Source organism: Streptomyces sp. NPDC018833, assembly GCF_044390825.1.
Lineage (GTDB): Bacteria > Actinomycetota > Actinomycetes > Streptomycetales > Streptomycetaceae > Streptomyces.
Genome location: NZ_JBIRZM010000002.1, coordinates 157,236 through 174,396, shown reverse-complemented (window position 1 = coordinate 174,396; position 17,161 = coordinate 157,236). Strand labels below are relative to the sequence as shown.

The window sequence follows — 17,161 nt, the reverse complement described above, 5'->3', positions numbered from 1 at the left end:
ACACTGTTCGAGCAACTGCGCGCATTGCGCCGCGCGGTCGCCGCGGGAGCGGCCTGGTCCTCTGCGGAGGTTCACAACGCCTACCACCCGTACCTCGCGGCGGTGTGGGCCTACCGGGCCGCGGGCCGCGCCGAGTTGGCGGGCGGCTCTCTCTCGCCCGCCGACTTCGGCTGGTCCGCCTGGGACGGCAGGGAACGCCGCTCCTTGTGCCGGCAGCCGTCACCGGGCGCCTGAACCGGGACCGCCGAAGGCAAGGCGAGCACCGGGTCGTCGGCAGGGATGTCGGTCTCGGGGGCGCCCCCACCAGCACCTCGGAGATCATCTGCGAATCCGGCGGGTACACGGCGTCAGGGCCGTGGTGGCGTCGGACATGAGCCCCGGCCTGTCCGCCGCTGTTCCTCCGCCTGTCGGTTCATCGCTCATGTGACGAGATGTCATAGGGGGCATTCGGGTGGCAAAGGACGTATACCGCAACCGCCGTTGGCCGCCGGGCTGTCCTCACACCCAGTTGACCGACAACTGAGGAGACACCCATGACCGGACACGCATTTCCGCACACCACGGCGCCGCAGGCGGTGTTCGACCCGTACCGCTTTCCCGGCGCCGTCATCGACGACCACTCCCAGACGACGCACACGCCCCACGGCACCCCGGAGTCCGGCGACTACTTCCTGCCCGCCCCGAACCCCTGTCGGCGCGTCCCCATGCCGCTGGAGCCGGAGGACCGTCGCCGGCTCGACCTGCATGCCGCGCTCACCATGGCCGGCATCGCTCCGCTGCCGGGCGACCTCGACGCCATCGACGCCCTGTGCACGCTGGACGACTCCATCCACACCGCACTCCGGCGGTGGATCGCCCGCACCGTGTGAGCCGCGCGCGGCCACGAACGCCGCGGCAGGGGCGGTCAGGGGCGTGTTCGTTCGTGGACGCCGACGTGGTGACACCAACTGCGGGTCCCGGGGCCTTCCCTGTCCGGGACACGTCCCGGACAGGGAAGAGCCTCCCGAACGGCAACGGGCGCATGCAACGGTGTCCCGGCGCCGCCACGCCACTGCCCCGAGCGGCGGAGGGAGCGGCGCAGCAACGCGTCCAGCAGGCGACCAGGAGGCAACCACCATGTCCCCTATCCCGATGGCCCGATTCCGTATCACCGCGGCAGCGCTCGCCATGTCGGCCGCCGCGGTCACGATCAACGCCACGGCGGTCACCACGGCCGCCGCGGCCACCGCGGACCGGTGCAGTCAGGCGGCTCCCACTCGCGCCGACAACCCGTACACCACGGCCCACACCGCTTTGCGTGATGCCCCGCTGCGTACGGGCCCTTACGGCGAGTGCTACCGCCTGGAGACCTACCGGCAGAGCGCGACCGTCGAGGTGAGGTGCTTCATCGTCAACGAGTACGGCAACACGTGGTCCTACGTGCCCGGAGCCGGCTGGGTATGGGACGAACACCTGTCGGGCAACGGCTCGCCGCACCGCTGCATCTTCTGAACCGACACCGTACGGAGGGCCCGCCCGGAGCGCAGAGCACCCGAGCGGGCCCGTCCGCCGTATCCCGGATGCGCTTCGTACGCGGCCGATCGCATGTTGTCAGTGACAGGCGTGACATCCCGGACAGGGCGGTGAGGCCCCGAGTGGGGCCCGTGCCAGGGGCAAAAAATCATGCTTCGAGGGCTTTTGCCGGGCGCTGTGCGGGGTAGTCTGTTTGTTAGACCTACGAAGCGAGCGAGGGAGTTCGACCGGAGTAGCCGACTTTGGCGGAGTGATTCCGCCGGGGCCGACGTCGACGGTCGGGCTGAGAGGTCTGAAGGTCGGGGAGACCGGAAGACGACCCCTATTACCTGATCCGGACAATGCCGGCGCAGGGAGCCCGTTTCGTGGGTCGCTTTTGTGCTGCCGTGCAGTGGTGCAGCGCGGCTGCGGTGCCGTGGTGATTCGCCCCGCGCTGCTGGCGACCCGCCGACAGCGGACACGGATTTCAAGCGATCACCGGGTCCAGTCACGGGGTGTCCAGTCAAGGGGTCCAGTGGTACTTCCCGCCGCCCACCCACCTCACCACTGCCGGGTCGTCGAGATCCACAGGCTTCAGCCCTGCCTCATGCGCCAGCCGGATCACGTCCAGCATGTCGTGCGCGATGCCTGCCGGCTCGCCGTACAGCTGGACGACCCGGAACGGCGGGTCGCCGGGGATGACGCCGGTGACGACGATCGGGGTACCCACGTGGTTGCTCACACTCCCAGCCTGCCGTGACACCCGGACTGACGCACACCCCGATCGGCCACCCGCGCGGCCGGCCACCAGCCCGCCCCCACCGGGCGACGGGGAGCGGGGGCGCAAGCCGTCAGTCCCGCCGACAGCCGGCCGAGCCTCGCGTGACGACGTCAGCGGCCGCGACGGGGCTCCGCCATGCGCCGATGGCCGGCGGCCTTCACCCGGTCGGGGAGGACGCGGTTGGCGACGCCCTGGGCCTTGGTCTTCAGTGAACCCGCCACCAGCTTGGGCCTGCCGGCCATGAGCGCGTCGTACCCCTGCTCGGCGACCTGGGCCGCGTCGTCCTTCTTGGCGCGCCCGACCTTCGTGTCCAGCATCTCCGCGCGCCTGAAGAAGTTCGTCTCCGTGGGGCCGGGCATCAGGGAGGTCACCGTCACGGCGCTGTCCTTCAACTCGTTCTGCAGGGCTTGGGCGAAGGACTGCAGGAAGGACTTGGACGCGTTGTAGACCGACTGGAACGAGCCGGGCGTCGTCGCAGCGATCGAGGAGGTGATGAGTACGCGTCCCCGGTCACGGGCGACCATGCCGGGCAGGACGCGTTTGGCGAGGTGCACGGTCGACGTGATGTTGAGGTCGATGATGCGGGCCTCGTCGGCGAGGTCGGTTTCCAGGAACGCTCCGCCCCGTCCCACTCCCGCGTTGAGCACCAGAGCGTCCACGGGCCGGCTCGCGGCAGAGAGCGCGCCCCACAGGGTCTCCACTCCGTCGTACGTGGCGAGGTCCACCCGCACCGTACGGACATCGGTCCCCTGATCACGAAGAGTGACGGCGGCGGAGTCGAGAGCGGCGTCCTCGGCGGCGATCACCAGGTCGTAGCCGTGCCGTGCGAATTGCTTGGCCAGTTCGAAACCGATGCCGCTGGAAGCACCGGTGACGACTGCCAGGGGGTTGGTTCCGTTCATACCGCTGCGGCTACCCGGATCTCCGGACGCTACCTGCCCTGCCGGCCGATTCCGGGTACGGCCGGTTCGCCCCCCGGCGCCCCGGGCACGCGGTGGTGTGCACGCCTTTCTTCTCGTGAAGGAGCGGACATGTCGAATCCACAGCAGCCCGAGCACCCCTGACCACGCCCACTCCGACACGCAGGCGCGGACCGGTTCACCGCGGAACGTCAGGCACGGCGCGATGGCCTCGTCGGAGTAGTCGATGACGACGGCGGGCGGTGTGGGACCGTCCGGTCCCTCATCCCGCCAGCTCCGCCGCACTGCGCTCCACGCAGAACTCATTGCCTTCCGGGTCCGCCAGCGTCACCCAGCCCCGTCCGTCCGGGACGCGGTGGTCGCCCACCAGCGTCGCGCCGAGTGCCAGCAGGCGGCCGACCTCCTCGTCACGGGTGCGGTCCTGTGGCTGGAGATCCAGATGGACCCGGTTCTTGGCCGCCTTCCGCTCGGGAACGGTCACGAACAACAGCGTCCCGCCCGCGCCGGCGACCAGTACTTCCTCGTCACCCGGCTTGTCGTCCTCATGGACCGTGCCGTCGAGCACCTCGGCCCAGAAAGCGCCCAGTTGGTAGGCGTCGGCGCTGTCGATCGTGATGTGTCGTACCAGAGATCCCATTCCGGGAGGCTACGGCGCGGGATTCACCCGGCGCGACACATTTCCCAACGCCCCCCGACCGGCCCGGTCGTAGTGAGCTGCCGCCCACCTCCACCCCGGTCCGCAGCATGCCGCACCGGTTCTCCGGCGGGCGATGAAGCCCTGGATCAAGCCCGTCCGTGTCAGAGCCGCTCCCGCAGCTCCTCGATGTCGGCCAGAAACCACGTCTGCCGGCCGCGGTTGCACTCACGCACGAAGTCCCGCAGCGCGGAACTCGCCTCCGTATGCCGGGAGATGTCGCCGAGAACCGCCAGCCCCACACGGTAGTTGACGAACTTCTGGATAATGTCGCCGGCGACGCGCGTGCGCAGAAGGAAGAACGCCTCGTCGAATCGTCCCGCGGGGACGACGACCCACTGGACACCCTGGTACGCGGCATTGCCGACGAGATCCAGGACGTCGCGTTCGCTGCGAATCGTCTCGCCCTCGGAGGCGCACATCAGGACGGAAACGTCACGGATCTTCTCCAGAGTGGTCATGGCAGGCAAGGCTAGTTCTGTTCGCGGACGAGGTCGACGTCATTGTGTTCCGCCACCTCCGACCACTGGCACCAGAGCCCGCGGCAAAGGGCGTTCGCGTCTCACGACGCGATCGGCCGGTACTTCAGCGCCTCGTCGACGATCCGTTCCGCGGAGGCGTTGTGCGCCAGCGTGGGCCGGCGGCATCAATGCCGCCGGCCCGGGCCGGGCCACGCCGGGTCCGGAATGAGCCTTGTGGGCCGGCTCGGCCGTTCCCCGTACCCTGCCCCTACGCGGTCGACTCGGCCCGCCCCTACGCCGATTGCCGCCCTGCGGGGACCGCGGGCGCGGGGACCAGGCCGTCGTCGATCAGGCCGGCGAGGACCGCCTCGCCCAAGGCGTGGACGGCCGACTGCGGGCGGACCATGACCGTGAACTCCTTGATCCGGCCGTCGCTGTGGAAGTGCAGCAGGTCGATGCCGTGGATCTGCTTGCCGTTGACGGTGGCCCGGAACAGGAGCACCTCCGAGGGAGAGGTGGTGCCGTCGGCGCTCGTCTCGGCTGTGCCGGCGAAACCGCCGACATAGCGGAAGTCCTCGAAGGTGCGCAGGAGGACCCCGAAGAGGCCCAGCACCATGGGCCTGCCCTCGAAGGGCGTGAACTTCACGGGGCTGTAGAGGCGGATGTCGTCGGTGAACAGGTCCTCCAGGGCTGTGAGATCACGGCTCTCGACGGCGGCGCGGAAGCGATCGGCTGTGGTCATGACGTACCCCTCCATACTCATGAATGTGACTAGTCAGATTCATGAGTATCATGAAGGTGTTCGTGAGCGGACGCAAGAAGGAGGAAGCGACCCGATGGCGCTGCGGCACGCGGTTCTGGCGGCACTGCTCGACGAGGAGCTGAGCGGGTACCAGCTGGTCAAGGCGTTCGACCTCGGGGTGGCCAACTTCTGGCACGCCCAGCCCCAGCAGGTGTACGCCGAGCTGACCCGGCTGGAGAAGGACGGGCTGATCACGGGCCGTGAAGTGGTCCAGGACACCCGGCCCAACAAGCGCCTGTTCAAGGTCACCGACGCAGGCCTGGCCGAGCTGGACCACTTCACCGGCACCGCCGCCAAGCCGTCGTTCCTGCGCGACGACCTCGTCGTCAAAGTCCAGGCCGCCGACCACGTCGACACCCGGACGCTGATCGGTCAGCTCACCGAACGCGCCGCCATGGCACAGGCCAAGGTCGAGGTGTTCACCAAGTTGCTGCACACCATGCGGGGGGAGCGCACCGAAGAGGAGTTCCTGCGCCACGGCGAGCGCATCGGCCCCTACCTGACCTGCCTGCGCGGCCTCGCCTTCGAGCGGGGCAACCACGACTGGTGCGTACGTACGGTCACCATCCTGCGGGAGAGAGAAGGCATCCATGCCCGGCGATGAGCCGCACGACCTGCCCCGCGCCGATCTGCGCCGCGCCGACCTACCCCGCGCCGACCTGCGCTATGTCGCCCTGGGCGACAGTCAGACGGAGGGACTCGGTGACGGCGACGACACCGTCGGACTGCGTGGATGGGCCGACCGGCTCGCCGAACACCTCGCAGAGCATCACGCCGGTCTGAGATACGCCAATCTGGGCGTACGAGGACGCCTGGCCCACCAGGTACGCGCCGAGCAGCTCGCTCCCGCCCTTGCCCTGCGCGCCGACCTGGCCACCGTGGTCGCCGGGGTCAACGACCTGCTGCGGCCGCGGTTCGACGCCGATGAGGTCGCCGGCCACCTCGAGGCGATGTTCGCCGCACTCACCGCTCAGGGAGCCCGCGTCGCCACCCTCACTTTCCCCGACATCGCGCGTGTCACCCCGCTTGCCCGGCCGCTGAGTTCCCGCGTCACGGCTCTGAACGACCGTATCCGCCGAGCGGCCCGACGCCACGGCGTGATCGTCGCCGAGACCAGCCGTCATCCCGTGGTCACCGACCCCCGCCTGTGGAGCCCGGACCGACTCCACGCCGGCCCGCTCGGCCACCAGCGGATCGCTGCCGCCATGGCCCACGCCCTCGCCCTGCCCGGCAGCGACGACACGTGGACGCACCCCTTGCCCCCTCCCGAAACTCCCTGGCCCACGGGATGGAGCACCATCACCGCCGAACTGCGCTGGGCCGGCACCTTCCTCGGCCCGTGGCTGGGCAGACGCCTGCGCGGCCGCTCAACAGGCGATGCCCGCACGGCCAAACGCCCGCACCTTGAGCCCGTACGGAGTTGAGGGCAGCGCGGGTGCCGACGGCGGAACACGTCTCGTCGGCCCCGTGCGGACCGGCAGCCGACGCCCGGGCCGAGCCGCGGCGGCCGGTGTTCGTCACCCACCGCCGCCCCGGGCCGGGCGAGGTCGTCAGCCCCCGCGGTGTCTGCCCCGACACCGGGCCGGCCCGGCTGTCCTAGGGCCAGGCCCGTGCGCCGCTGGACGAGCACACCGCGGTGCGCGGGACGGGGTCGGGCTGGGAGGCTTCCCGAACCGCCGCGGGAGTTTCCGGGGCCGGCAGATTCGCCGCTGCGGCACGATCGCGGACTGCCTCGACCACCTCGTCATCCGTCATGGAAGCACCTTCGTAGACCAGGAGAGCGGCGACGAGGCGAGATCGAAGGGGAAGCGACTCCCGGTCTCGTGCCTACGGGGTCGCGTAGCCGGGTATGGACGGCCACCGAACCGTCAGCACGACCGATTCTTCTTCCGCACACCATGAGTGGCCGACACCGCGTCCCCAGACCACGTAATCGCCCTGCTCTTTCAGCAGCACGCTCCGATCGGGAAGTTCGACCCTGAAGCGCCCGCTGACGAGGACGAGAAGAGCCGTTCTGACCTCGCCGTTCACCCAGTGCATGCGCTTGTCACCGCGCGGGTGGACGCCCCATTTGATCTTGATGTCCGTACTGTGGCGGGGGTCGTCAGCACTTTTGAAGTGCCCCAGGAGCCATCCCCGGTCCAGTGCCGCGTCCTTCCCCGCATTGCCCACGTACACGCTGTCGTTCACGCTCTCAGACGCTAGCAGCCGCGCCCGACGCAGCGATCAGCTTGGCTGATGCTTTCCCCGCGACGGCCATCGCGTGATCGTTTGTCTTCACACACCGATGATCAACGGTGGCCGCATCCAAGGGCCGACCGGTCCCGGCCAGCAAGATCGTGAAGTGCGCGGTCGGCTGGGAACGGCCCGGACGCCGGTCACCCCTCCTTGCGGACGCCCCGGGCGACAACCGCCTCGCGGAGGCGTGCTGCCATCTCGGCCGCCTGGCCTGGCGGCAGCGACAGACGATGACTTCCCAGTCCCACCAGGATCCCTCAGGCAGTTGGATCGCGGTGTGCACGCGTTCGGTACCCACCTCCACACACTAACCCGGTCAACAGACGGACAGACTGTGCTGCCGTTGCCTCCCGCGTACTGCCTGCCCAGAGCGGTGGGGCACGGTCGGCGCTGCGGTGTCAGTTCTTGCCGGCATCGTTGCCGCCCCTGCGAGCCCGAGGCCTTCCGCCACTCGACGGCGCCACGGTACCGAACTCGTCCACCCAGCACGGGGTGACGCCGTCCGCAGTGAAACCGGCAGACGAGGACCCCGCCGTGCGGGCAGACGCTTCCACGACGCCCCCAACCACGGCGCGGACCGCGGCCATCCGCGGGGGAAGCCGCCGGGAGCCACGGCGATGCGCAGCCGGTGCCATCGGCGTCTCGTGCGTCCTCCCCGGAGCCGCTCCCCGGAGCCGCTCCGCGGATTCCGGTTGCCCCGGCCGGGCGGCGACCCTCGCTTGCGCCTTGGGCACATGTCCCGGACACCTGGGCGGACATCCCTGCCCACCACGGGCAGATGCCACGGGCCGGCCGGGAGGTGTGCCCATCGAAAACCCGTCGAACCGCGTCTAGTTTCGAATGCGTCAGGCACGAGATCACGAGTGCAGATGGCGAAGGGAATTCGATGAAGAAGGTCCACAGGACGGACGTGAAAGCGGAAGTCGTCAGGGAACCGGGAGCGAAAGAGGCGCTGCACCGCAAGCTCATCGACACCCCGGACGGCGCGGACCGGTTCGTCCTCACGGAATTCGAGCTCGCACCCAACGGTTCCACTCCGCCGCATTACCACGAGTGGGAGCACGAAATTTATGTCATCGAGGGCTCGATGGGCCTTGTGATGCCGGGCGAGAGCCGTACCGAGCAGGTGGGCCCCGGGGACGCCGTGTTCATTCCCCGGAACGAGCCGCACGGCTTTGTCACCGGCCCGGACCAGTCCTGCCGGTTCCTGGTCGTCGCGCCCTGCGAGCGGCCGCCGGTCCGGAACTTCTTCCTCTCCGACGACCCGTACGAGTACACGCAGCTTCCCGAGTACGCGAGCTCCCAGGAGGGCAAGTGACGACCGCATCCGTCCCCGTGACGCCGGTGGCTGGCACCGCTGAGGACTCCTCGCGGGTCCACGGCATCCTGACCGCCTACCTGCAGTCCAAGGCCGTGTTCACCGCCCTCGACCTCGGCGTCTTCGAGAACCTGGAGAAGGGCCCGCTCACGATCGGCGAGCTCGCCGACCGTCTCGGTCTCGAGCAGCGCCCGACCCGCGCCCTGCTGGTTGCGCTCACCGGTCTCGACCTCGTCCGGCGTGACGGCGAGGCGTACACGAACACCGCCGAGACCTCCCGCTATCTGGTGGCCGGCCGGCCCGAGTACATGGGAGGTTTCGCCGAGCACCAGAACAAGCACTTCGCGCACTTCGACAAGCTCGCCGACGCGGTGCGGGAGAACGCCTCCCTGAACCAGCGCGTGCTGAAGCAGGGATACCGCGACCAGGGCGCGGCTGCGGGCGAGGGCCGCGAGGGCACCGCGCGGCTGATCCAGGCCATGCGCGTCAGTTCGCGTCTGCAGGCCGACAAGCTGGCCAAGGCCGCCCCGCTGGAGGGCGTCGACCACATCATCGACCTGGGCTGCGGCTCCGGCGACTACTCCATCGCACTGGCCCGCCACAATCCCGGCCTCAAGGTGACGTCGCTCGACTACCCGGCGGTCATCGACCTCGTCCGCACGAACGTCGCGGACGCCGGTATCGGCGATCAGGTCACGCCGCACCCCGCGGACATCATGAACGACACGTGGCCCGAGAGCTCCACGGTGCTGCTGTCCCACGTGCTCGACGGCTACGGCCCCGAGCGCGCCTCGCACCTGATCAAGCGTATCTACGACCATCTGCCCGAAGGCGGGCGGCTGCTGGTGCACGCGCACATGCCGTCGCTGGCCACCGGTTTGTTCCCGTACATGTTCGGCCTGATCCTCCTCGTCAACACCGAGGAGGGCGAGGTCCGGGACGACGAGGACATCATCGGCTGGGTCAAGGAGGCCGGCTTCAGCTCGGTGGAGACCAGCAACATCTCGTTGCTCTCCGGTCTCGTCGTGGCGACGAAGTAGGGGCGGTCGGTGACACGCGACACTCAGCGCGGCGTCCAGGGAAGCCCCACGGCTTCCGGCGGAGCGCAGGGAACCGACGCGGCTCACCCCGATGCCGGGCGCCGTCCGGATCCGGGACCCCTGCTCGCGTTGAACTTCGGCTTCGCCCGCGCACGGGTGCTCGGTACGGCCGTCGAACTGGGCGTGTTCACCGAACTCGCCGGCGGCCCCCGGCCGGACGGGGAGCTCGCGTCGGTGCTGGACTGCGACACCGGCGCTCTCACCCGGCTGCTGAACGCCCTGGCGGATCTCGACCTCGTCGCCGGGGACGAGGCCACCGGGCGCCGGCTGACACCACTGGCCGAGGAGTACCTGGTCCCGGGGAGGCCGGGAGATCTCGGTGACCACTTCACCGAGGTGCTGGACCAGTGGGACAACTGGGCCCGTCTCACCGACGCGGTGCGCACTGGCGCCCGCGGGTCGCGGCTCGGGCCTCCCGGCGAACGCGGCCGCCACCCCGGCATGTTCGCCGGAGCCTTCCCGCTGGCCGCGCCGATGGCCGCCGCCGTGGTGGCGGACCTCGGACTGCGGCCCGCCGGACGGGTTCTCGACTACACCGCGGGCAGCGGCGAGTGGGGCATCGCGCTCGCCGCCGCCGACCCGGCCGCCGAGGTGACCGCGCATGACGTGCCGGGGCTGCTGGAGGTCGCCCGGCGCCATGCGTCGCAGAGCCCGGCGGCGGCCGGCCGGTTCAGCTTCGTCCCGGGCGACTTCGGGCCGCGGCAGCCGTTTCCCGACGGCACGTTCGACACCGTCGTGATGGCCCACGCCGGAAGGTTCGCGGGGCCGCGCGAGACCGCCCGGATGATCGACGGCTGCGCCCGGATGCTGCGCCCGGGCGGAACGCTGCTGTTCGCGGACATCATGCGGGCCGGGCCCGGCGGTCCGCCGCTGCCCCGCGCGATGCTCGATCTCAGCCTGCTGGTGAACACCCCTCACGGTGGGCTCCGGGACCCTGCCGACTGCCGCGCTGCGATGGAGCAGTCCGGACTCGTGCCGAAACAGACCGTCACACGGGGGCTGGTCACGGCCCTGACAGGACAGAGGCGATGAATATGCGAGAAGTTGTGGTCACCGGGCTGGGAGTGGTCAGCCCGGCAGGCGTTGGAACAGAAGCCCTGTGGGACGTCGTGTCAGCAGGAAAGAGCGTCACCAAATCCCTCTCCGAGATCACGGTTTCGGATCTCTTCGGTTCCTTCGAATTCATCTCCGACGCGATCGCGGAGGTCCCGGACTTCGAGGACCACATACCGGCGCTGCCGCCCGAGGTGCAACGTCTCGACAGGTTTTCCCAATTCGCGGTCGCGGCCGCCCTTCAGGCACTGGGCGACGCCGGTCTCGAACCCGGGAAGTACGCTTCCGAGCGTGCCGGAATATCGCTGTCGACGGCCATTTGCGGAACCCCGAAGATGGAGGAGGAGTTTCTCGCCGTCACCGACCGGGGGCGCAAGCCCATCGACCCCTCCCTGGCCGGCCGCGGGCTGTATCTGGCATCCATGTCCAACACGCCCGGTGTCGTGCTCTCCGCACTCCTGGCCGCGCAGGGCCCCTGCGTCACCCTGTCGACGGGCTGCATCGGCGGCATCGACGCCGTCGGCCATGCCTTCGAGGCCATCCGCCACGGTGAGGCCGATGTGATGATCGCCGGCGCCAGCGAGGCCCCCATCACGCCCGTCACCGTCGCCTCCTTCGAGATCATCAGCTGTCTCTCGCGTGCCTACGGCGACCGTCCCGAGGCCGCGTCCCGGCCCTATGACGCAGGGCGCGACGGCTTCGTGCTCGGCGAGGGCTGCGGCATCGTCGTCCTGGAGGAGAAGGAGCACGCGCTGAGGCGCGGCGCCACCCCGTACATGGAGATATCCGGCTTCTCGCACACCTCGAACGCCGTGCACATGACGGACCTGCTCTCCGACGGAGCCGATCTGACCCGCGCCATGACTCAGGCCATGGAGTACGCGGGGGTGCGGCCGGAGGACATCGACCACGTCAGCTCGCACGGCAGCTCCACCCCGCAGAACGACACCTGCGAGACCAGCGCCCTCAAGCTCGCGCTCGGCGAACGCGCCCACCAGATCCCGGTCAACTCCGCGAAGTCGATGCTCGGCCACGCGCTCTCGGCCGCGAGCGCCATGGAGATCGTGCTCACCGCACTGGCCCACCGCAGGCACTTCGTGCACCCCACCGCCAACTACGAGACGCCCGACCCCACCTGCGATCTGGACTACGTGCCCGGCACGGGCAGGCCGTGGCACGGCGACGCCGTCCTGAAGGACGCCAGCGGCTTCGCCGGACTGCACGCGGCCATGGTCACCCGCGCGGTTCCCACGGCATCCGAGGAGGCCACCCGATGAGCGCGATCGTCATCACCGGCATCGGCGCGGTCACGCCGTCCGGCGCCGGTGTGGAGCCGCTGTGGGCGGACGTCCGCGAAGGACGGCGGCGGATCACCGGCATCGACCGGTTCGACGCGGCCCACTACGCGTGCACCGCCGCCGGACAGGCCGACTTCTCCGCGCGCGACCACCTGCCCTCGCGGTTCGTGAAGCGCACCGACCGATTCACTCATCTCGCGGTGCACGCCGTGCGGCAGGCACTGGCCGACGCCGGTCTGACGGTCGGCGAGGACGTCCCGGCCGAGCGCACCGGCGTCATGGTCGGCAACGTCCTCGGTGGCTGGGAGTTCGCCGAGCGCGAGCTCCGCAAGCTGTGGACCGACGGCCCCCGTGCGGTGAGTCCGTACCAGGCGACCGCCTGGTTCCCCGCGGCGCCGCAGGGCAACATCTGCATCGACCAGGGCATCAAGGGGCCGGCCCGGACCTTCGTGGCGGACCGGGCGAGCGGTGCGTACGCCCTGATCGGCGCCGCCGAGTCGCTCCAGCGGGGCCACGCGGACATGGTGATCGCCGGCGGCGTCGAGGCACCTCTGTCGCCGTACGGCTGGCTGTGTCTGGAGACCAGCGGGCTGGGCGCGAAGAGCCGGGCCAGTCTCCAGCCGCATGAGCTGTACCGTCCGTTCGACGCGGGCCACGGTGGCAGCGTCTTCGCCGAGGGCGCCGTCTTCCTGATCATGGAGCGGCGGGAGACCGCCGAGGCGCGCGGCGCCGTCATTCACGGTGAGCTGGGCGGCTGGGGCGTCAGCACCGACGGTTACATGCCGTACTACACCGTCGAGCCCACCGGCGAGGTGCTGGGCCGGGCCATGACGACGGCGGTCGAGCGGGCCGGTGTCACGGCCCGGGACATCGGAGCGGTGTTCGCGCACGGCTCGGGCGTGCCCTTCGAGGACGTCACCGAGGGGTACGCGCTGCGGGAGGCGTTCGGCGCGGACGCCGACCACCTGCCGGTCACCGCGCCCAAGGCCGGTTTCGGACATCTGCTGGGAGGCGCGGCCCCCGCGGACGCGGTGCTGGCACTGAGCGCGATGCGCGAGGGCCTGATCCCTCCGACGCCCAACCTCGACCGCCCCGCACCGGGTATCGATCTCGACCTGGTGCGCGGCGAGGCACGTCGGACCGGCTCGTGGGGACACACCCTGGTCGTCTCCCGCGGCCTGGGAGGTGTCAACGCATGTCTGCTGCTGCGCAGTTGAGCGCCTCGGTCGCCGACGAGGTGGCGCGCCGGATCGCCAACCCGTGGTCCGTCCCGCGTCCGCCGAGGCCGTCGGAGGAGCTCGCTCCGGCCGGGGTGCGGGCCGTCGGGATCGACGTCGTCGATGTGGCCCGGCTGGAGACCCTGGTGGCCAGGCGCGGCGACCGGCTGGTCGCCCGGCTGCTCACGCCCGCCGAACGCGCCCTGTGCGCGGGCACGTCGGCCGGGTACCGGCTGAACTGCATCGCCGGCCGGCTCGCCGCCAAGGAAGCGGTCCGCAAGACGCTCACCGGATACGGCACACGGGCCGGCTGGCACGACGTGGAGATCACCCGCGGCGGCTCCGGTGAGCCGCTGCCCCTGCTCACCGGCCGTGCCCAGGAGGCCTTCCGGATGGCCGGGCTCACAGCGCTCCACCTGAGCATCACCCACGAAGCGGGCGTGGCGGTCGCCGTGGCTCTGGCGAGCTAGCAACTCTCGCCCCCGAAACAGAATCGCGCCCGGGCCGGATCAGCGAAGGAAGCGAAGGAATGGAAGGACACATGGACACGGACATACGCCGCGAAGTCGTCTCGGTCATGTGCGAGGTCGGTTTCCAGGAGGACGAACTCCTCGACGGGGCACGGCTCGCGGAGGACCTGGACATCGACTCCACCGAGATGGTGGAGATCGTCGTGGCACTGGAGGAGCACTTCGGCATCTCCATCGACGCGGATGGCGAAGGTGCCTTCAAGACCCTGGGCGACATGGTCGCCTGTGTGACCCGGCTGCGCTCCCCGGGCGTGCCCGCCGGCGTGGCCGCGACGGAGGGATGAGACGTGCCCAGGATCGAGAACACCATCGACATCGCCGCGGACCCGCAGGACGTCTTCGCCATCATCAACGACATCGCCCGCTGGCCCGAGATCTTCAACGAGTACCACAAGGCCGTCGTCATCTCGCAGGAGCGCGAGGGCCGCTGGACCGAGATCGTCTTCGAGCTGACCAACGAGGAGGGCAACAGCTGGCGTTCCTGGCGGCTGGTGGACCACCGCGAGCTGGTGGCCGTCGCCGAACGGCGTGATCCGCTCTTCCCGTTCGGCTTCATGCACCTGAAGTGGACGTGCACGGCGATCCCGTCGGGAACGCGGATGACCTGGATCCAGGACTTCGAACTGGACGAGGCGTTCACCGTCCCGCTGGACACCGTCCTTCAGCGCATGCAGACGCACACCGTCGAGAACCAGGTCAACATCAAGGAAAAGATCGAATCGGGCGCCGTGAAGGCGTCCTGACGACCGAGGGGTGACCGGCCGAGATCTGTCGGCGAAACCCCCAGGGCCGTGCGGCTGCTCCCCTCTCTCGCGGCGGAGCAGCCGTTCCCCCGCCGGCCCCCTGAGCCACGCACCCTCTTCCGCCAGGAGGCACACCGCCATGCGAATCGCCGTCTCCGGATCGATCGCGACGGACCATCTGATGCACTTCCCCGGACGTTTCACGGAGCAGCTCGTGGCCGGGCGGCTGCGGGTGCTGTCCCTGTCGTTCCTCGTGGACCGGATCGACATCCGTCGTGGCGGGGCCGGTGCCAACATCGCCTTCGGCCTCGGTGTCCTCGGACTGACACCGATGCTGGTCGGTGCGGCGGGCGCGGACTTCGACGAGTACCGGAGCTGGCTCGAGCAGCACGGTGTGGACACCGGCTCGGTGAGCGTGCTGCCGCACGAACAGACCGCGCGGTTCGTCTGCACCACCGACGTCGAGCAGAACCAGATCGGCTCCTTCCACGCGGGCGCGATGCGCGCCGCGGCCGGGATCCCGCTGGGTCCGGTCGCCGAACGTGCCGGCGGTCTCGACCTCGTGGTCGTCTCACCGGGCGAACCGGCCGCGATGCTGCGGCACACCGAGGAATGCCGGACGGCAGGGATTGGGTTCGCCGCCGATCCCTCGCAGCAGATCACCGGCATGAGCCGCGGCGACGTCCAGTTCCTGATCGGCGGGGCCGACTACCTGTTCACCAACGAGTACGAGGCGGGGCTGCTCCAGGAGCGGTCCGGCTGGGGCGCCCGGCGCATCCTGGACTCCGTCGGCACCTGGGTGACCACCCTGGGGGCCGACGGTGTGCTGCTCGAACGCGACGGGCACGAGCCGGTCGTGGTGCCCGCGGTGCCCGATGTGGCCGTGGCGGACGCGACCGGCGCGGGCGACGCGCTGCGCGCCGGGATGCTCGCGGGCATCGCGCGCGGCCTGGCACCGGAGGACGCCTGCCGGCTCGGCTGCGTCGTGGCGTCACTCGCCCTGGAGACCGTGGGGACGCAGGAGTACGGCCCGGCGGCCATGGGCGTTCTGGACCGGATGCGCGCCGTCTACGGGGACGGCCCCGCGACGGCGGGTGCGCTGGTCATGGCGGGCGCCGCATGAGCCGGGGCCGTACGCTGCGAGCCGGCCCGCTGGCGGTCCCGCTGGTGGTGGCGGGCGTCGTGCCCACCCTGCTGGGTCTCGGGCTGCCGGGCCCTGCCGTGCCGTTGCCCGGTGCGGCCGCGCTCCCGGCCGGGATCGTGCTGGTCCTGCTGGGCGCGTGGATGACGGCGTTCGCCGTGGACCGGGTCTATCTGCGCCAGTCCACCCCGCTGGGGGATCTGCCGCCGGACCATCTGGTCACCGACGGCTGGTACCGGGTCGTCAGAAACCCGATGGCGGCCGGAATGACGCTGGTTCTCGTCGGCGAGGCCCTGCTGTGGCCCGCTTCTTCCGTCGCCGTCTGGGCGGCCGTGGTGTTCACCGTGTCGTACATCGCCGCGGTCCGGGTCGAGGAACCGAGTCTGCTGGCGACCTTCGGCGAGGAGTACGCCCGCTACCGCCGGTCCGTGCCGTCATGGCTGCCCTCCCTCCGCACGGGGCGGACCCGCGCCCCCGCATCCGGTGCACGCACCGGTACGTCCGCGAACGACTCTGCTGCGAACGAGGTTCGACCGTGACCACCCACAGCATCGGCTCCGGCCCTGTGTACACCGATCTGAGCATCCCGGTCCGCCGCCGGTCACCCGGCGTGCAGTTCGAACAGTGGCTGCACGAGGAGGGTGTCGGCATCCTCTCCCGCCGTATCCGGGCGCTGCCCGGCGACACCCGGCGCGACCGGATCGTCAACTATCTGCGCTGGCTGTCGGGCCGCCGCCGACTGAGTGCGCAGGACGTGCCCGGCGGCTGCTTCCTGTCCAACGAGTTCTACCGGATGTCCGTGCACCAGGGCACCCATGTGGACGCGCCCTTCCACTACGGGCCGACGTGCGAGGGACAGCCCGCGAAGAAGGTGATGGACCTGCCGCTGGAGTGGTTCTGCGGTCCCGGGCTCGTGCTGGACGTGCGCGAGTGCGGCGGAACGGTCACCGAACGGCACGTCAAGGAGGCGCTGCAGCGTTCCGGGACCCAGCCGGGGGCGGGAACGGTGGTGCTCTTCCGCACCGACTCCGACCTCCGGCTCGGCACCCCGGCGTACTACACCGAGTCCACCGCCATCACTCCGGAAGCCGTCGACCATCTCCTCGACCTCGGCGTGAAGGTGCTGGGCACCGACTGCTGGAGCTTCGACGGGCCGGCCCGGGCGATGGTGGAGAAGTTCTTCGGCACCCGCGACTCCTCGGCGCTGTGGCCCGCGCACATGCACGGCAGGGAGCGGGAGTTCATCCAGATCGAGGGCCTGGGCGGACTGCGGCATGTGCCCGAGGGACCGTTCACGTTCATGGCATTCCCCATAGCGCTGGCCGACGCGGGAGCGGCGTGGTGCCGCGCGGTCGCGCGTACCGACGGCTGAAG

The 17,161-nt window shown here is 70.2% G+C and carries 22 protein-coding genes and 1 riboswitch; of the genes, 16 read left to right on the top strand and 6 right to left on the bottom strand.

Translation table 11 applies throughout. The features are described 5' to 3' along the window. Positions 1–24 precede the first annotated feature (24 nt). From ACH5AF_RS04730 to ACH5AF_RS04720, 3 genes are all read left to right on the top strand, one after another. Positions 25–234 carry a hypothetical protein gene (locus ACH5AF_RS04730; protein ID WP_398899951.1) on the top strand — a complete coding sequence of 70 codons (210 nt, stop codon included), beginning with the start codon at positions 25–27 and terminating at the stop codon, positions 232–234. 299 nt (positions 235–533) lie between these two features. After that, positions 534–869 (top strand): hypothetical protein, encoded by a 336-nt coding sequence (locus tag ACH5AF_RS04725; protein ID WP_398899950.1) that lies wholly within the window; start codon positions 534–536, stop codon positions 867–869. A gap of 247 nt (positions 870–1,116) precedes the next feature. Next, on the top strand, positions 1,117–1,491 hold the full coding sequence (locus tag ACH5AF_RS04720; protein WP_398899949.1) for a hypothetical protein: 375 nt from the start codon (positions 1,117–1,119) through the stop codon (positions 1,489–1,491). 226 nt (positions 1,492–1,717) lie between these two features. Further along, positions 1,718–1,885: riboswitch (TPP riboswitch) on the top strand. Positions 1,886–2,014: 129 nt separating this feature from the next. Here the strand turns inward: ACH5AF_RS04720 and ACH5AF_RS04715 are convergent. From ACH5AF_RS04715 to ACH5AF_RS04695, 5 genes are all read right to left on the bottom strand, one after another. Then, positions 2,015–2,233 carry a hypothetical protein gene (locus tag ACH5AF_RS04715; RefSeq protein ID WP_398899948.1) on the bottom strand — a complete coding sequence of 73 codons (219 nt, stop codon included), beginning with the start codon at positions 2,231–2,233 and terminating at the stop codon, positions 2,015–2,017. A gap of 149 nt (positions 2,234–2,382) precedes the next feature. After that, the gene (locus ACH5AF_RS04710) at positions 2,383–3,174 is read right to left on the bottom strand and encodes an SDR family NAD(P)-dependent oxidoreductase (RefSeq protein WP_398899946.1); all 792 of its coding nucleotides are present in this window, start codon (positions 3,172–3,174) and stop codon (positions 2,383–2,385) included. 280 nt (positions 3,175–3,454) lie between these two features. After that, positions 3,455–3,829 carry a VOC family protein gene (locus ACH5AF_RS04705; protein ID WP_398899945.1) on the bottom strand — a complete coding sequence of 125 codons (375 nt, stop codon included), beginning with the start codon at positions 3,827–3,829 and terminating at the stop codon, positions 3,455–3,457. Positions 3,830–3,990: 161 nt separating this feature from the next. Then, entirely contained in the window at positions 3,991–4,347 is a 357-nt protein-coding gene (locus ACH5AF_RS04700) for a DUF4180 domain-containing protein (RefSeq protein ID WP_398899943.1), read from the bottom strand. A gap of 292 nt (positions 4,348–4,639) precedes the next feature. Beyond that, a complete protein-coding gene (locus ACH5AF_RS04695) occupies positions 4,640–5,089 on the bottom strand; it encodes a nuclear transport factor 2 family protein (protein WP_398899942.1) in 450 nt (149 codons plus the stop codon). A 94-nt stretch (positions 5,090–5,183) separates the two neighbouring features. Between ACH5AF_RS04695 and ACH5AF_RS04690 the strand changes: the two genes are divergently transcribed. After that, positions 5,184–5,753 (top strand): PadR family transcriptional regulator, encoded by a 570-nt coding sequence (locus ACH5AF_RS04690; protein WP_398899941.1) that lies wholly within the window; start codon positions 5,184–5,186, stop codon positions 5,751–5,753. Further along, the gene (locus ACH5AF_RS04685) at positions 5,740–6,573 is read left to right on the top strand and encodes an SGNH/GDSL hydrolase family protein (RefSeq protein ID WP_398899939.1); all 834 of its coding nucleotides are present in this window, start codon (positions 5,740–5,742) and stop codon (positions 6,571–6,573) included. The genes ACH5AF_RS04690 and ACH5AF_RS04685 overlap by 14 nt, the downstream gene beginning before the upstream one ends. 403 nt (positions 6,574–6,976) lie before the next feature. On the opposite strand, the gene ACH5AF_RS04680 is transcribed toward ACH5AF_RS04685, so the two are convergent. Then, positions 6,977–7,339 (bottom strand): signal peptidase I, encoded by a 363-nt coding sequence (locus ACH5AF_RS04680; RefSeq protein WP_398899938.1) that lies wholly within the window; start codon positions 7,337–7,339, stop codon positions 6,977–6,979. Between the two features lie 934 nt (positions 7,340–8,273). On the opposite strand from ACH5AF_RS04680, the gene ACH5AF_RS04675 reads away from it, so the two are divergent. From ACH5AF_RS04675 to ACH5AF_RS04625, 11 genes are all read left to right on the top strand, one after another. After that, a complete protein-coding gene (locus ACH5AF_RS04675) occupies positions 8,274–8,705 on the top strand; it encodes a cupin domain-containing protein (protein WP_398899937.1) in 432 nt (143 codons plus the stop codon). Continuing rightward, positions 8,702–9,745, top strand: a complete 1,044-nt coding sequence (locus ACH5AF_RS04670) for a methyltransferase (protein WP_398899936.1) — start codon at positions 8,702–8,704, stop codon at positions 9,743–9,745. The genes ACH5AF_RS04675 and ACH5AF_RS04670 overlap by 4 nt, the downstream gene beginning before the upstream one ends. Before the next feature lie 9 nt (positions 9,746–9,754). Beyond that, positions 9,755–10,837: a methyltransferase domain-containing protein gene (locus ACH5AF_RS04665; RefSeq protein ID WP_398899935.1), complete on the top strand. Its 1,083-nt coding sequence runs from the start codon at positions 9,755–9,757 to the stop codon at positions 10,835–10,837. Further along, entirely contained in the window at positions 10,834–12,135 is a 1,302-nt protein-coding gene (locus ACH5AF_RS04660; protein WP_398899934.1) for a beta-ketoacyl-[acyl-carrier-protein] synthase family protein, read from the top strand. The genes ACH5AF_RS04665 and ACH5AF_RS04660 overlap by 4 nt, the downstream gene beginning before the upstream one ends. Continuing rightward, the gene (locus ACH5AF_RS04655) at positions 12,132–13,373 is read left to right on the top strand and encodes a beta-ketoacyl-[acyl-carrier-protein] synthase family protein (RefSeq protein ID WP_398899933.1); all 1,242 of its coding nucleotides are present in this window, start codon (positions 12,132–12,134) and stop codon (positions 13,371–13,373) included. The genes ACH5AF_RS04660 and ACH5AF_RS04655 overlap by 4 nt, the downstream gene beginning before the upstream one ends. Further along, a complete protein-coding gene (acpS, locus tag ACH5AF_RS04650; protein WP_398899932.1) occupies positions 13,352–13,843 on the top strand; it encodes a holo-ACP synthase in 492 nt (163 codons plus the stop codon). The genes ACH5AF_RS04655 and acpS overlap by 22 nt, the downstream gene beginning before the upstream one ends. A gap of 71 nt (positions 13,844–13,914) precedes the next feature. Further along, a complete protein-coding gene (locus tag ACH5AF_RS04645) occupies positions 13,915–14,187 on the top strand; it encodes an acyl carrier protein (protein WP_398899931.1) in 273 nt (90 codons plus the stop codon). Positions 14,188–14,190: 3 nt separating this feature from the next. Beyond that, entirely contained in the window at positions 14,191–14,646 is a 456-nt protein-coding gene (locus tag ACH5AF_RS04640) for an SRPBCC family protein (RefSeq protein ID WP_398899929.1), read from the top strand. 139 nt (positions 14,647–14,785) lie between these two features. Beyond that, positions 14,786–15,769: a PfkB family carbohydrate kinase gene (locus ACH5AF_RS04635; protein WP_398899928.1), complete on the top strand. Its 984-nt coding sequence runs from the start codon at positions 14,786–14,788 to the stop codon at positions 15,767–15,769. Then, positions 15,766–16,326, top strand: a complete 561-nt coding sequence (locus tag ACH5AF_RS04630) for a methyltransferase family protein (protein ID WP_398899927.1) — start codon at positions 15,766–15,768, stop codon at positions 16,324–16,326. Before ACH5AF_RS04635 ends, ACH5AF_RS04630 begins: the two co-directional genes overlap by 4 nt. Beyond that, on the top strand, positions 16,323–17,159 hold the full coding sequence (locus tag ACH5AF_RS04625; protein WP_398899926.1) for a cyclase family protein: 837 nt from the start codon (positions 16,323–16,325) through the stop codon (positions 17,157–17,159). Before ACH5AF_RS04630 ends, ACH5AF_RS04625 begins: the two co-directional genes overlap by 4 nt. Positions 17,160–17,161: the final 2 nt, after the last annotated feature.

Excerpts from the sequence above, each read along its gene's own strand:
- ACH5AF_RS04630 (WP_398899927.1), top strand. The coding sequence starts at position 15,766 with ATGAGCCGGGGCCGTACGCTGCGAGCCGGCCCGCTGGCGGTCCCGCTG.
- ACH5AF_RS04690 (WP_398899941.1), top strand. The coding sequence starts at position 5,184 with ATGGCGCTGCGGCACGCGGTTCTGGCGGCACTGCTCGACGAGGAGCTG.
- ACH5AF_RS04685 (WP_398899939.1), top strand. The coding sequence starts at position 5,740 with ATGCCCGGCGATGAGCCGCACGACCTGCCCCGCGCCGATCTGCGCCGC.
- ACH5AF_RS04635 (WP_398899928.1), top strand. The coding sequence starts at position 14,786 with ATGCGAATCGCCGTCTCCGGATCGATCGCGACGGACCATCTGATGCAC.
- ACH5AF_RS04660 (WP_398899934.1), top strand. The coding sequence starts at position 10,834 with ATGAATATGCGAGAAGTTGTGGTCACCGGGCTGGGAGTGGTCAGCCCG.
- ACH5AF_RS04695 (WP_398899942.1), bottom strand. The coding sequence starts at position 5,089 with ATGACCACAGCCGATCGCTTCCGCGCCGCCGTCGAGAGCCGTGATCTC.
- ACH5AF_RS04655 (WP_398899933.1), top strand. The coding sequence starts at position 12,132 with ATGAGCGCGATCGTCATCACCGGCATCGGCGCGGTCACGCCGTCCGGC.
- ACH5AF_RS04725 (WP_398899950.1), top strand. The coding sequence starts at position 534 with ATGACCGGACACGCATTTCCGCACACCACGGCGCCGCAGGCGGTGTTC.
- ACH5AF_RS04710 (WP_398899946.1), bottom strand. The coding sequence starts at position 3,174 with ATGAACGGAACCAACCCCCTGGCAGTCGTCACCGGTGCTTCCAGCGGC.
- ACH5AF_RS04675 (WP_398899937.1), top strand. The coding sequence starts at position 8,274 with ATGAAGAAGGTCCACAGGACGGACGTGAAAGCGGAAGTCGTCAGGGAA.
- ACH5AF_RS04720 (WP_398899949.1), top strand. The coding sequence starts at position 1,117 with ATGTCCCCTATCCCGATGGCCCGATTCCGTATCACCGCGGCAGCGCTC.
- ACH5AF_RS04700 (WP_398899943.1), bottom strand. The coding sequence starts at position 4,347 with ATGACCACTCTGGAGAAGATCCGTGACGTTTCCGTCCTGATGTGCGCC.
- acpS (WP_398899932.1), top strand. The coding sequence starts at position 13,352 with ATGTCTGCTGCTGCGCAGTTGAGCGCCTCGGTCGCCGACGAGGTGGCG.
- ACH5AF_RS04645 (WP_398899931.1), top strand. The coding sequence starts at position 13,915 with ATGGACACGGACATACGCCGCGAAGTCGTCTCGGTCATGTGCGAGGTC.
- ACH5AF_RS04705 (WP_398899945.1), bottom strand. The coding sequence starts at position 3,829 with ATGGGATCTCTGGTACGACACATCACGATCGACAGCGCCGACGCCTAC.